Raw genomic sequence first — 13,410 nt, forward strand, 5'->3', positions numbered from 1 at the left:
TGCAGCCTATCACGGGAGCACATTTGTCTCCAGTGAAACGCCATCGAAGGAGAACCGTCATGGCGACCGGATATGCCACAGCAAATCTTGGGTTCCACACCACCCGCCGCGAGAGCAGGAACACGCTGATGGATCTGCTTCTGCGCTATGAGGCCTGGCTCGACCGGCGCAGGACCTCCAGGATCCTGTACGAGCTCGACGATCATGCGCTGCATGATATCGGCTTGTCGCGGGCCGACGTGGAGGGCTTGAATGAGGCCTCCTGGCAGGACCACCTGCCGCCGCCCATGAGCCGATAACCCCAACCCGGAAGGCACCCCGATGAAGCTCTATTCCGGCCCCTTGAGCCTCTTCTCCCGTAAAGTGGAGATCGCCCTTTACGAGAAGGGGCTCGCCTTCGAGCGCGTCGGGGTCACCTTCAGCCAGACGAAGGGCTATTCGCCCAAGCACCCCGAGGTGCTGGCGATCAACCCCAAGGGACAGGTCCCGGTTCTCGTCGACGGGGACCTGTCCCTCTACGATTCGACCGTGACCGTCGAGTACCTGGAGGACGCCCATCCGGAACCCGCCCTCTACCCGAAGGCTCCCAGGGAGCGCGCCCGCTGCCGCCTGATCGAGGTCTTCGCCGACGAGGTGATGCTGGCGCCGTTGCGCTTCCTCATGCACCGGACCGAACCGAAGCCGGACGACCCGGAGCGCTGGGAGGCCAAGGAGCTGAAGGCCCGCGAGGCCGAGCCTGCACTCGCCGGCCATTTCGCTGCGCTCGACCGGATGCTTCAGGGGCGGGACTACCTCTGCGGCGCCTTCTCGGCGGCGGACATCGCCGTGTTCATGACCGTGTTCTGGACCCGGCGCCTGGGCGGGCCTTCATTCAGAGGGCATGAGAACCTGGCCGGCTGGTACGATCGGCTGAGCCACCGGCCAGCCTTCGCTAAGGTCGTTTCCGAAATCCTCACAGCGGACGCGGAATTGTCGGCCCCGGTCGAGGGTGCGTTCCGGGAGTAAAGGCTTGGTGTCATTCCCGGCCGGAGCGCAGCGGAGGGGAAGGGAATCCACTCACACGCACACACCGCCATGGATCCCCTTCCCTCGCCTGCGGCTCACCGAGGATGACACAGGGCGCCGAAATCCTTGAGCCAAACGGCCGCTATTCTCTTGCGTGATGAAAAGGCTTAAAAGGGCGCTCGATTTTTAACCCGACAGGCCGACCTCGTGAAAAAAGTCTTCGTCAAATCCTATGGCTGCCAGATGAACGTCTATGACGCCGAGCGCATGGCCGACATGCTGGCGTCCGAGGGCTACAGCGAAACCAAAGCCATGGAGGAGGCGGACCTCGTCATCCTCAACACCTGCCACATCCGCGAGAAGGCCGCCGAGAAGGTCTATTCCGAGCTCGGCCGCGTGCGCGAGCTGAAGCAGGAGCGGCAGGCTCAGGGCCAGGAGACCAAGGTCGTGGTGGCCGGCTGCGTCGCCCAGGCCGAGGGCAAGGAGATCCTGCGCCGGGCGCCCGCCGTCGACGTGGTGGTGGGCCCGCAGAACTACCACAACCTGCCGAGCCTGCTGAAGAAGCCGCGCTCCGAGCGCGTGGTCGACACGGAGTTCCCGGTCGAGGACAAGTTCGACCACCTGCCCAAGCCGTCGAAGGCCGCCATCCGGAACCGGGGCGTATCGGCGTTCCTCACCATCCAGGAAGGCTGCGACAAGTTCTGTACCTTCTGCGTGGTGCCCTACACCCGCGGCGCCGAGGTCTCGCGCCCTGTCGCGAAGATTGTGGACGAGGCCCTGCGGCTCGCCGATGCGGGCGTGCGCGAGCTGACGCTGATCGGGCAGAACGTGAACGCCTATCACGGCGAGGGGCCGGACGGCTCCGTGTGGTCGCTCGGCCGCCTGCTGCATCGCCTCGCCGAGATCCCCGGCATCGCACGGCTGCGCTACACCACCAGCCACCCGCGCGACATGGACGACGAGCTGATCGAAGCCCACCGCGACCTGCCGGCTCTGATGCCCTACCTGCACCTGCCGGTGCAGTCCGGCTCCGACCGCATTCTCGACGCCATGAACCGCAAGCATACGGGTGACGAGTACCGCCGCCTGATCGAGCGCATCCGCAAGGCCCAGCCGAACCTGGCGCTCTCCTCCGACTTCATCGTCGGCTTCCCCGGCGAGACGGATGCGGAGTTCGAGGAGACCATGCGGCTCGTGTCGGATGTGGGCTTCGCCAGTTCCTTCTCATTCAAGTACAGCCCCCGCCCCGGCACGCCCGCAGCCGATATCGAGACGCAAGTTGCCGAGGCCGTGAAGGCCGAGCGTCTGGCGCGGCTGCAGAACCTGCTGGAAATGCAGCGGCAGGCCTTCAACCACGGAACCGTGGGCCAGACCCTCAACGTTCTCTTGGAGAAGCCGGGTCGTCACCCGGGCCAGATGGCAGGCAAGTCGCCTTATCTGCAGCCTGTGCAGTTCGAGAGCGACCGCCACGCCGTCGGCGAGATCGTGACGGTGCGGATTGTTCAGGCAGGCTCGAACAGCCTGTTCGGGGAAGTTTCCGAGCCCGGCAGCCAGGCCGCGGCCTAGATCCTTCCCCATCGAGACCCCATATCCGTCCGTCGCAGCACTGGCGGCGGATCATCAGAGGAGAGGCATTTGAGCCCAGCGGACAACGCGACCGCACGAGCACAAAAGGGACGTAACCCCACCAGCTTGCATCCCGGCGTCGTCGAAGAGGCCGAAATCATCCTCACCTTCGACGACAACCGCCTCGCCAGCCTCGTTTTCGGACAATACGACCAGAACCTGGCCCATCTCGAGCGCCGACTCGACGTGACCGCCATCGCCAACGGCAACCGCGTCACTGTGAAGGGCACGCCGGAAGCCTCCGAGATGGCGCGGCGCGTGCTCGAAGGGCTCTACGAGCGCGCCCGCCAGGGCGGAGGGCTCGGGACCGGCGATGTGGACGGCGCCATCGAGGAGAGCACCCTCCAGGGCAGCCTCTTTCCGGCGGCCGAGGAACAGCCGGCCGCGGGCCTCACGGCCTTCGACCAGATCTCCACCCGTCGGCGCGGGCCGGTGCGCGCCCGCAACGCCTCGCAGAACACCTATATCAAGGCGTTGAAAACCAACGAGCTCGTCTTTGCCGAGGGCCCTGCGGGCACCGGCAAGACCTGGCTTGCCGTGGGCTATGCGGTGTCGCTGCTCGAAGCGGGGCAGGTCGACCGCCTGATCATCTCGCGGCCTGCCGTGGAAGCGGGCGAGCGCCTGGGCTTCCTGCCCGGCGACATGCGCGAGAAGGTCGATCCGTACCTGCGCCCGATCTACGACGCGCTCTACGACTTCATGGAAGCGCGCCATGTGGACCGGGGCCTGCAGACCGGCATGATCGAGATCGCGCCACTGGCCTTCATGCGTGGGCGCACGCTCACCAATGCCCTGGTGCTGCTGGATGAAGCCCAGAACACCACCACGATGCAGATGAAGATGTTCCTGACTCGTCTCGGCGAGGGCTCGCGCATGATCATCACCGGCGACCCGACGCAGATCGACCTGCCGCCGGGCCAGAAATCGGGTCTCGTGGAGGCCGTGCGCATCCTGGACGGGGTGGAGGGCATCACCCGGGTGACCTTCAAGGAAGCGGACGTGGTGCGCCACGATCTCGTGCGCCGCATCGTGACCGCCTACGACAAGGCCGCCCGCGAAGCCCCGCCGGAGCCCCCGCGCCAGGATTACCGGGACCGCAGGCCGTGATCACCCTCGACATCATGATCGAGGCGGGCGACTGGGACCGCCTTAAGGACGCCGAGGCCCTGGCCCAGAAGGCCGCCGAGGCGGCGCTCGCCGTCACCTACGAGGCGGATGAGGCGTTCGAGGCGAGCGTCATGCTCACCGACGACGCCCAGATCCGGGAATTGAACCGCACCTGGCGGGACAAGGACAAGCCCACCAACGTGCTGTCCTTCCCGGCGCCGGAGCAGCCAGGCGCCGCTGGCCCTCGCCATTTGGGCGATATTGCTTTAGCGTACGAAACCCTGGTGCGTGAATCCGAGGAGGAATCCAAGGAGCTTGCGCATCATTTCGCCCATTTGATCGTCCATGGAGTTCTGCACCTCCTCGGCTACGACCACGAGGTTGAAGCGGAGGCGGACATCATGGAAGGTCTCGAGGTCAAGGCGCTCGCCACCCTTGGCATCGCCGACCCCTATCGCGATATGGCAGCATAACGGCTGACAGCCCACGGCAATGAACGAAGATCGAAGTCGTCACGAACGCCCCGTCCGAGCTTTATCGGACGATGAAGACCCGCGAGAACATTGGTATGACCGTGTTCTGACCCGGTTGGGCCTGAAACCCCGGGATTCCATCCGCCACGATCTTGAGGACGCCCTCGCGGAAACCGTCGAGGACACGGACTTCTCGCCCCAGGAGCGGGCGATGCTCAAGAACGTGCTCTCCTTCCACCGCATCCGGGTGGAGGACGTCATGGTGCCCCGCGCCGACATCGTGGCGGTGGCGGCCGACACCAACCTCGGCGAGCTGCTCAGCCTCTTCCGCACGGCCGGCCATTCCCGCCTGCCGGTCTATGGCGAGACCCTGGACGACCCCAAGGGCATGGTCCACATCCGGGACTTTCTCGATTTCATCGCCATGCGGGCCGACGGCGGTGCGTCCGAGTCGGGCGCAGGCGACGAGACCCGTCCGCCGAGCCTCGGCCAGATCGACCTGTCGATGACCCTCGCCTCCGCCAATATCCTGCGCCCGGTTCTTTTCGTGCCGCGCTCCATGCCGGCCATCGACCTTCTGGTGCGGATGCAGGCGACCCGCACCCACATGGCCCTGGTGATCGACGAGTACGGCGGCACCGACGGCCTCGTGTCCATCGAGGATCTCGTCGAGATGGTGGTGGGCGATATCGAGGACGAGCACGACGAGGATGAAACCCTCACCATCGTCGGGGCGGCCGACGGCACCTACATCGCCGATGCCCGCGCGAGCCTCGACGAGGTCAAGGAGACGCTCGGCGTCGACCTCACCGAGGAGGAGGGCGCCGAGGACATCGACACTATCGGCGGCTTCATCGTGACGCTGGCCGGGCGCGTGCCGTCCCGCAGCGAGGTCATCGTGGGCCCGGCCGGGCTCGAATTCGAGGTTCTGGACGCCGACCCGCGACGCGTGAAGCGGCTTCGCATCCTGCGCCGCACAATGGCCTCGACGGAAGTGGAGATCACCGAGGGCCAGCCGGTCGCCGCGCGCCCTGAAAGCGCTGCCGCCGAATGATGCGCCTGGCAAAGCGCGATGCCTTGACGGAGACGTCGGGCATCGCAGGGATCCTGCCGGGGTTTGCCGCGTTCGGCTCCCACGCGCGCGGATGGCGCCGCTGGCTCGCGGCCTTCGCGGCCGGGGCCGTCGGCGCCCTCGCCATGCCGCCCTTCGGGTTTCTGCCGGCGCTCGTCCTGTCCCTTGCCCCCGCGATCTGGCTCCTTGACGGCACCGTGAAGGAGGGCCCGTCCCGCTGGGCTCCGCTGAAGACCGCGGCCCTGCTCGGCTGGTTCTGGGGCTTCGGCACTTTCGTCGCCGGGCTCTGGTGGCTCGGCGCCGCCTTCCTGGTGGAGGCCGACCAGTTCGCCTGGGCGATGCCCTTCGGCGTTTTGGGCCTGCCGGCCCTCCTCGCCTTCTTCCCGGCCTTCGGCTTCGCGCTGGCCCGCCTGCTCTGGCTGCCAGACGCCCGGCGCATCCTGGCCTTCGCCCTCGGGTTGACGATCAGCGAGATCCTGCGCGGGCATCTCTTCACCGGTTTTCCCTGGAACAGTCCCGGCATGGCGCTCGGCCAGAACCTCTGGCTGATGCAGGCCGCCTCCCTGGTCGGCCTCTACGGCCTCACCTTCCTGAGCCTTTGCATGGGAGCGGCCCCCGCCGTCCTGCTCACCGGCCGCACGATTCGCGCACGCTGGATGGCGCCGGCTCTGGCGGCGATGATGCTCCTCGGCATGGCGAGCTTCGGCTTCTGGCGGGTGCCGTCGGAAGCGTCCGCCACCGTCCCTGAGGTGCGCCTGCGCATCATGCAGCCGAACCTGCCCCAGGACGCCAAGTTCAACCCGCGCAACCGCGACGCCATCATGCGGCGCTACCTGTCCCTGAGCGCGCGGCCAACCCGTGACGGGACCGCACCGACCCACCTCATCTGGCCGGAATCCGCATTCCCGTTCCTGCTCCACCGCGACCCCGCCTCGCTGGCTCAGATCGGAGCGCTCCTGGAGCCCGGCTCCGTCCTGATCACGGGCGCGGCCCGCATGGACGAGCCGCTGCCCGGCGAAGCGGCGGGCAAGTTCTACAACTCCATCCAGGTGATCGACGACCGGGGCACGATCCTTGGCTCCTACGACAAGGTGCATCTGGTGCCGTTCGGCGAGTACGTGCCGAAGGTGCTCGATGCCTTGATCCGTGCGGTGGGCCTGCGCCAGTTCGTGCATATTCCGGGCGGATTCGAGCCGGCCGAGAAGCGCATGACGCTCGCCATCCCGGGCCTGCCGCCGGTGGCTGCGACGATCTGCTACGAGGCGATTTTTTCTGGAGAAGTCTTAGGTGACGGCCCCCGGCCCGATCTCATCCTGAACGTGACCAACGATGCGTGGTTCGGCGACACGCCCGGCCCCTACCAGCATTTTGCGCAGGCGCGCCTGCGGGCGGTCGAGGAGGGCCTGCCCCTGGTGCGGGCCGCCAATACGGGAATCTCGGCGGTCGTCGATCCTTTCGGCCGCGTCGTGGAGAGAATTCCACTATCAGTTGAAGGTATAGCAGATTCTTCGCTTCCAGTTGCGGAACCTGCCACTGTTTATCACCGATGGGGTAGGTTTCCTTTGACGGCCACGCTTCTGATCTGCTTTATGGCCTTGATTGTACGTCGCGGGCATCGAAGATCTTTTCCCTAATCAGACCATGCCCTTACGCTACATCGTTCCTGGGAAGGAAGTGGGGCCAAATGAAGAAGTCGACGGGCTCTATCGATAAGGAAGTCGGAAGCCGCGTGCGCATGCGCCGCGTGTCCATCGGCATGAGCCAGGAGAAGCTTGGCGACATGCTGGGACTGACCTTCCAGCAGGTTCAGAAATACGAAAAGGGCATGAACCGGATCAGCGTGGCTCGTCTGATCGAGATCGCCAAGATCCTGGGCGTCGACATCCATTTCTTCCTCAACGGCGTCACGAGCATCACATCCACCCCCGGCTTTGCGGAAGAGACCCCGCCCACCTACGTGGCCGACATGATGTCCACCCCGGAGGGTCTGCAGCTGGTCCGGAACTTCGCCGGGATCACAAACCCCAAGGTCCGCAAGAGCATCGTCCAGCTCGTCGCTTCGCTGGCAGCCCAGGACGAAGCGGAACGTTCGTCATAAAGAACACGTTCGCTTGACCTTTCCTTAAGCGTGCGGCATGAGCATGGTTTCAGACCTGCGGGAACCCGTGGGCCCTGCTTTTCCATCGCCTGAAGGAATTCCGTCGTGCGGCGTTCGAGCTATCTTTTCACCAGTGAGTCGGTCTCCGAGGGGCACCCGGACAAGGTTTGCGACCGGATTTCCGATGCCGTCGTCGACGCCTATCTGGGCGCCGAGCCGGAGGCCCGCGTGGCCTGCGAGACTCTTGCCACCACCAACCGTGTGGTCATCGCCGGCGAGGTGCGCGGTCCCGACTCCATCACCAAGGACAAGGTGATCCAGCTCGCCCGCGACGCCATCAAGGACATCGGCTACGAGCAGGACGGCTTCCACTGGAAGAACGCCGAGATCGACGTGTACCTGCACGCCCAATCGGCTCACATCGCCCAGGGCGTCGATGCGTCCGGCAACAAGGACGAGGGCGCAGGCGACCAGGGCATCATGTTCGGCTATGCCTGCACCGAGACGCCCGACCTGATGCCGGCGCCGATCTACTACGCCCACAAGATCCTCGAGAACCTGACCGCCGCCCGCAAGGGCCGGGTGGGCGATGCCGTGAAGCTCGGCCCCGACGCCAAGAGCCAGGTGACTGTGCGCTACGAGAACGGCAAGCCCGTCTCGGCCACCCAGATCGTTCTCTCCACGCAGCACCTCGACGAGAGCCTCTCCTCCGAGGATGTGCGCGCCATCGTCGAACCGCATATCCGCCAGACCCTGCCCGAGGGCTGGATCTCGCCCGACACCATCTGGCACGTGAACCCCACCGGCAAGTTCGTGATCGGCGGCCCGGACGGCGATTGCGGCCTCACCGGCCGCAAGATCATCGTCGACACCTATGGCGGTGCCGCTCCCCACGGCGGCGGCGCCTTCTCCGGCAAGGACCCGACCAAGGTGGACCGCTCGGCCGCTTATGCCGCGCGCTACCTCGCCAAGAACGTAGTCGCCGCAGGCCTTGCCGCGAACTGCACCCTGCAGCTCTCCTATGCCATCGGCGTGGCCAAGCCCCTGTCGATCTATGTGGACCTGCACGGCACCGGCACGGTGGACGAGGGCAAGCTCGAAGCCGTCCTCATGGACGCCATGGACCTCTCGCCCCGCGGCATCCGCACGCATCTCGGCCTCAACCGTCCGATCTATGCCCGCACCTCGGCCTATGGCCATTTCGGCCGCAAGCCCGACCAGGATGGCGGCTTCTCCTGGGAGCGCACGGACCTTGCCGATCGCCTGAAGGCGGCGTTCCGCTAAGGGCTGTTCGAGCAGGCCGGGGCATCCCGGCCCTACTGAGACTCACGATAAAGAGCCGGTTCCCCGTGAGGAGGACCGGCTCTCAATGTATTATCCGCCGCGATCAGCACCGGCCATTCGAGCCAGTCATTCCGTCTTCAGGAGCATCTGTCCCATGAGCGAAGCCTCGGAACGCGCCGGCGCCTTCTTCGGGCGCCGGAAAGGCAAGAAGCTTCGCGCCGGACAGGACGATCTCGTCCAGAACCTGCTGCCGGCAATTCGCGTCGTCCCGGGCCGCGATATTCCCGGCCAGTTTCCGAACCCTCAGGCGCGGGAAGCCTGGCTCGAGATCGGCTTCGGCGGCGGTGAGCATCTCGCCGCCCAGGCCCGCGCCCATCGCGACATCAACATCGTCGGCTGCGAGCCCTTCGTGAACGGCATGGCGAAGCTTCTCGCCGTGGTCGAGCAGGAACACCTCGACAATGTCCGGGTCTGGGACGACGACGTCACCGACCTGCTGCCGACCCTGCCCGACGCCTCGTTCGACCGGGTCTACATTCTCTATCCCGATCCCTGGCCCAAGCGCCGGCAGCGCAAGCGTCGCCTCGTCTCCGACGAGAATCTGGAGATGCTCGCCCGCGTGATGAAGCTGGGCGCCGAGCTGCGCTTTGCCAGCGACATCGACGACTATATCGGCTGGGTGCTCGCCCGCGCCTTGCGCTCCCCGCATTTCCGCTGGACCGCGACGCGCGCCGACGACTGGCGGGTTCCTTACGAGGGCTGGCCGGGCACCCGCTACGAGGCCAAGGCGATCCGCGAGGGCCGCGTGCCGAGCTATCTGACCCTCATCCGCGTCTGATTCAAACCGCAGCCGGGACCACGCGCTCGTCGCTCACCACTGCGCCGTCGACGAGGTGGATGCGCCGGTCAACGCGGGCCGCAATGTCCATGTCGTGCGTCACCGCGATCACCGTCTTGCCGCGCTTCTTCACGAGGTCGCGCAGGATCTGGAACACCTGCTCGGAGCTCTTGCTGTCGAGACTGCCGGTCGGCTCGTCCGCCAGGAGGACATGGGGATCGTTGGCCAGCGCCCGCGCCACGGCCACCCGCTGGCGCTGACCGCCGGAGAGCTGGTCGGGCCGCTTGTCGAGATGGCCGGCCAGGCCAAGCTCCTCCAGCAGGCTCGCGGCGCGATCGCGCATCTCGGAGGAGGTCAGGCGGCCCGCCTTGCGCATGGGCAGCTTCACGTTCTCCAGCACCGAGAATTCCGGCAGCAGGAAGTGGAACTGGAACACGAAGCCCAGCATCTCAAGCCGCAGGCGGGCAAGGGCATCGTCGTCCAGGGACGACGTATCCTGCCCGGCGATCCTTAAAGTCCCGCTCGTCGGGCGGTCGAGCAGGCCGAGGAGATAGAGGAGCGACGACTTGCCGGAGCCGGACGGGCCGGTGATGGCGATGAACTCCCGCTCGCCCACGCTCAGCGACACGTCCCGCACCAGCGTCACCGGCACGGTGGCGGGCAGGATGCGCGTGAGATGTTCGGCCTCCATGAGCAGACTCATGTGGCCCCCCGGATGATGTCGACCGGATTGAGCCGCGCCGCCTGCCGGGCCGGAAGGTAGCCGGCGACGCCCGACGAGATCAGCGCGAAGGCCGACGCGATGGCGTAGTGCCAGGGGCTCCAGAACAGCGGCAGCCGGGTCATCTCGCGGCCGACGCCGGCGCCCGAAAGCTTGAACTCCACCTGCGACAGGGCAAAGCACAGGAGAAAGCCGATGAGCCAGCCGACCAGGGAGCCGGCCACCCCTAAGGCCAGCCCCTCGATCAGGAACAGCCGCCGCATGTTGCCTTGGGTGAAGCCCAGCGACTTCAGGATCGCGATGTCGCGCGCCTTCTCGTGGGTGATGGTGGAGATGATGTTGAAGATGCCGAAGCCCGCCACCAGCAGGATCGCGCCCACCACCGTGTACATGACCACGTTGCGCACCACGAGGGCTTCCAGAAGCGACTCGTTCGCCTCCTGCCAGGGCACCGCCTTGTAGCCGAGCTCGGCCTCCGCCTGGCGGGCGACGCGGGGCGCCGCTTCGGGATCGTCGAGCTGAAGGCGGATGTCGTTGATAGCGTTGGGGCGCTCGGACAGGATCTGCGCGCTCTTCAGGAGCACATAGGTTTCGCCCTCGTCGCGGGCATTGTTGCCGGTGTGGAACTGCCCGACGATGCGAAAGCCCCGGGATTGTCCCGTCGGGGCGACCACCTGGATCGTGGTGCCCGTGGAGGCGCCGATCCGCCGCGCGAGGCTGTCGCCGACCACGATGTTGTTGCCGCCGGCGCGCAGGGCATCGAAGCTGCCCTCCACGAAATCGCCAGCCACTGACGAGACCCGCGCCTCGGTCTCCGGATCGATCCCGATAACGGCCACCCCCACGTCGCGGCCTGCATAGCGGATCACGCCCTGCGTGCGCAGGCTCTGGGCCATGCGGCCGGGCACCCAGGAGCGTAAGGAAGCGGTGGCGGCCGCCGGGTTGAGGATGCCGCGCCGGTCCTCCTTTGGGCGCAGGCCCTCGAACTGGGCGGCGGCGAACAAGTCCTCGGCCGGCTGCCGGCGCGCGGTGCGGCGCTCGTCGGTGATCTGCACATGGGGCATGGTGTCGACGAGCTGGGCGATGAAGTCCTTTTCCGTCCCCTGCATCAGCGCCGCCATGGCGATGGAAAAGCCGACCCCGAGCGCCACGCCGAAGATCGCCACGACGGTCTGGCGGCCGCGTCCGGCGATGTGGGTCAGGGCCAGTTCGAGGATGAGGCGCACGCTTACCCCCGCTTTTCCGAAACCTTCGTCCCGTCGGCGAGATCGTCCGGGAAGGGAGCGATCACCCGGTCGGTGTCGTTCAATCCCTCCAGAACCTGCGTATGGCCGGTCCCGCGGATCCCGGCCTTCACGTCCCGCCGCCTCGCCACGCCGCCCTCCACCACGAAAAGGCTGCCGCCGCGAAGGGCATTGCTGGGAACGAGGAGAGCCTCGGAGGCGACGCGGACGATCACGTTCACCTCCACGGTCATGCCGATCCGCAAGGGCGTATCCTCCGGCAGGGACAGGTGGATCCGGTAGGTCTTGGCCACCGGATCGCCCTTCGGGGTGATCGAATCGACCTGCGCTTCCAGCACCTGGTCGGGAAAGGCATCGGCCTTGAGGACGGCGCGCTGGCCGACGGCCACGCGTGGAATGTCCTCCTCGTTCACGTCGGCCTCCACCTGCAGCGGCTTGGGCTCGCCGACCCAGAACAGGACCGTGCCGGGCTCGGCCACCTCCCCCACCTCGCCGTCCTGGCGCAGGACCACGCCGCTCACCGGCGCCCGCAGGACATAGGACTCGAGCCGCGTCTCCTGGCCGGCGATGAGGGCTTCGATCTGCCCCAGTTCGCTGCGGGCCCGGTCCAGCGCCTGCTCGCTCGCCACCCGGCGCTCCATGAGGGCCGTGATCCGCTCGTATTCGGTCTGGGTGAATTTCTGCCGCGCCCGCAATTCCGCCAGCGCCGCCTCGGGCTGGCGGCTGTCGAGGCGGGCCAGCACGGCCCCGCGCTCCACCGCCTCGCCCTCGCAATTGCACAGCTCGATGATCCGCTCGCGCAGCAGCGGCGTCACCTTGGCCCAGGTGCGGGGCTCGACGATGCCCGTGGCATAGACGATCTCGGCGGCCTCGCCGCGCCGGGGCGACACGAGGGCGACCTCCTGCGGCCGGCTGAAGCGCCAAGTGGCCGCTCCCGCTGCCAGCAGCAGCGCCAGGAGAATGAGGAGGCGGGACAGCTTCAAGGAACGGCTCCCAAAAACACAGGTTCCTCTATCATAAGCGAAGCCGGGCGGCGATTGAGGAACTTTCCGGAGGTGCCTTGACCCTGTCGCAGGGCCTGCCCCGATGGCTCTATGGAGGACCCTTGCTTTTTTGGGCTTGAATCGCTATAAGTTGCACGTCAGCTCTGGTTGCAGCGTCAAGCTGCTGGTCAAGAGTGGGCCCCGCCGGGTCCGCTCTTTTTTATTGCCTGAATGCCGGAGCGTGCGGAGAGCCATGACCAACGAACGCGACAAGCGGCTGATTACCGAGAACGGCGTCGCCGCCCGAGTGGCGGCCATCGTCGAGCCCGTGATCGAAGATCTGGGCTTCAATCTCGTGCGGGTGCGGGTCACCCCCACGAACGGGTGCACCGTGCAGATCATGGCCGAGAGGCCGGACGGCACCATGTCGGTGAGCGATTGCGAGACCGTGAGCCGGGCGATTTCGCCGGTGCTCGACCTCGAGGATCCCATCGACACGGCCTACTACCTCGAGATCTCCTCGCCGGGGATCGACCGGCCGCTCGTGCGCGAGAGCGATTTCAAGCGCTGGACCGGCTACGACGCGAAGATCGAGATGGCCGTGCCTCTGGAAGGCCGCAAGCGTTTCCGGGGATTTCTCCGGGGCGTTGAGAACGGAAAGCTCGTTGTCGAGTTGCCGGACGTGAAGGAGGGCCTCGACCCCATCGCGCGCCTGCCTCTGACGGATCTGGGCGAGGCGCACCTCGTTCTGACTGACGACCTCATCCGTGAATCGCTGCGCCGGGGAACGGCGCCGACCACGGACGACCTTGATGAAGACACGGATGTGGTGGATGCGCCCGATGAGCCGCAGGACCCGTCCAACGACGCATGATCCGGTGAAGTGGATGCCGGTTCACCGGTAAGATCATGCGCGAACCAAAGGAATAGGAGCGGGAGGCCGTACGGCATCCTGCTCT

The 13,410-nt window shown here is 66.5% G+C and carries 14 protein-coding genes; 11 read left to right on the top strand and 3 right to left on the bottom strand.

Annotation, left to right across the window (positions count from 1 at the left end):
• The first annotated feature begins 59 nt into the window (after window positions 1-59).
• The 10 genes from JAO75_RS19890 to trmB all read left to right on the top strand — a co-directional run bounded on the left by JAO75_RS19890 (window position 60) and on the right by trmB (window position 9,503).
• Window positions 60-299: a DUF1127 domain-containing protein gene (locus JAO75_RS19890; RefSeq protein WP_199050888.1), complete on the top strand. Its 240-nt coding sequence runs from the start codon at window positions 60-62 to the stop codon at window positions 297-299.
• Between the two features lie 22 nt (window positions 300-321).
• Window positions 322-1,005, top strand: a complete 684-nt coding sequence (locus tag JAO75_RS19895) for a glutathione S-transferase family protein (RefSeq protein ID WP_199050889.1) — start codon at window positions 322-324, stop codon at window positions 1,003-1,005.
• A gap of 207 nt (window positions 1,006-1,212) precedes the next feature.
• Complete coding sequence (miaB, locus tag JAO75_RS19900) at window positions 1,213-2,571, top strand: tRNA (N6-isopentenyl adenosine(37)-C2)-methylthiotransferase MiaB (protein ID WP_199050890.1); 1,359 nt, start codon at window positions 1,213-1,215, stop codon at window positions 2,569-2,571.
• Between the two features lie 69 nt (window positions 2,572-2,640).
• Window positions 2,641-3,738 (top strand): PhoH family protein, encoded by a 1,098-nt coding sequence (locus tag JAO75_RS19905; protein WP_199050891.1) that lies wholly within the window; start codon window positions 2,641-2,643, stop codon window positions 3,736-3,738.
• Between the two features lie 14 nt (window positions 3,739-3,752).
• Window positions 3,753-4,211, top strand: coding sequence for an rRNA maturation RNase YbeY (gene ybeY / locus JAO75_RS19910; protein ID WP_199050929.1), 459 nt, complete (start codon window positions 3,753-3,755; stop codon window positions 4,209-4,211).
• Between the two features lie 19 nt (window positions 4,212-4,230).
• Window positions 4,231-5,265, top strand: a complete 1,035-nt coding sequence (locus JAO75_RS19915; protein WP_199050892.1) for a hemolysin family protein — start codon at window positions 4,231-4,233, stop codon at window positions 5,263-5,265.
• Window positions 5,262-6,917: an apolipoprotein N-acyltransferase gene (gene lnt / locus JAO75_RS19920; RefSeq protein ID WP_199050893.1), complete on the top strand. Its 1,656-nt coding sequence runs from the start codon at window positions 5,262-5,264 to the stop codon at window positions 6,915-6,917. Before JAO75_RS19915 ends, lnt begins: the two co-directional genes overlap by 4 nt.
• Window positions 6,918-6,967: 50 nt before the next feature.
• The gene (locus tag JAO75_RS19925) at window positions 6,968-7,381 is read left to right on the top strand and encodes a helix-turn-helix domain-containing protein (RefSeq protein WP_199050894.1); all 414 of its coding nucleotides are present in this window, start codon (window positions 6,968-6,970) and stop codon (window positions 7,379-7,381) included.
• 105 nt (window positions 7,382-7,486) lie between these two features.
• Window positions 7,487-8,665 (top strand): methionine adenosyltransferase, encoded by a 1,179-nt coding sequence (gene metK, locus JAO75_RS19930; protein WP_199050895.1) that lies wholly within the window; start codon window positions 7,487-7,489, stop codon window positions 8,663-8,665.
• 154 nt (window positions 8,666-8,819) lie between these two features.
• Window positions 8,820-9,503, top strand: a complete 684-nt coding sequence (gene trmB, locus JAO75_RS19935; RefSeq protein ID WP_199050896.1) for a tRNA (guanine(46)-N(7))-methyltransferase TrmB — start codon at window positions 8,820-8,822, stop codon at window positions 9,501-9,503.
• 1 nt (window position 9,504) lies between these two features.
• Here trmB and JAO75_RS19940 read toward each other — a convergent pair whose 3' ends face one another.
• Genes JAO75_RS19940 through JAO75_RS19950 form a run of 3 tightly spaced genes read right to left on the bottom strand, consistent with a single transcriptional unit; the run spans window position 9,505 to window position 12,451 of the window.
• Window positions 9,505-10,206: an ABC transporter ATP-binding protein gene (locus JAO75_RS19940; RefSeq protein WP_199050897.1), complete on the bottom strand. Its 702-nt coding sequence runs from the start codon at window positions 10,204-10,206 to the stop codon at window positions 9,505-9,507.
• The gene (locus JAO75_RS19945) at window positions 10,203-11,450 is read right to left on the bottom strand and encodes an FtsX-like permease family protein (RefSeq protein ID WP_199050898.1); all 1,248 of its coding nucleotides are present in this window, start codon (window positions 11,448-11,450) and stop codon (window positions 10,203-10,205) included. Before JAO75_RS19945 ends, JAO75_RS19940 begins: the two co-directional genes overlap by 4 nt.
• A 2-nt stretch (window positions 11,451-11,452) precedes the next feature.
• Complete coding sequence (locus JAO75_RS19950; protein ID WP_199050899.1) at window positions 11,453-12,451, bottom strand: efflux RND transporter periplasmic adaptor subunit; 999 nt, start codon at window positions 12,449-12,451, stop codon at window positions 11,453-11,455.
• A 253-nt stretch (window positions 12,452-12,704) separates the two neighbouring features.
• Between JAO75_RS19950 and rimP the strand changes: the two genes are divergently transcribed.
• On the top strand, window positions 12,705-13,325 hold the full coding sequence (gene rimP / locus JAO75_RS19955) for a ribosome maturation factor RimP (RefSeq protein ID WP_199050900.1): 621 nt from the start codon (window positions 12,705-12,707) through the stop codon (window positions 13,323-13,325).
• Window positions 13,326-13,410 lie beyond the last annotated feature (85 nt).

The sequence above is a fragment of the Microvirga splendida genome (assembly GCF_016427565.1).
Taxonomy (GTDB): domain Bacteria; phylum Pseudomonadota; class Alphaproteobacteria; order Rhizobiales; family Beijerinckiaceae; genus Microvirga; species Microvirga splendida.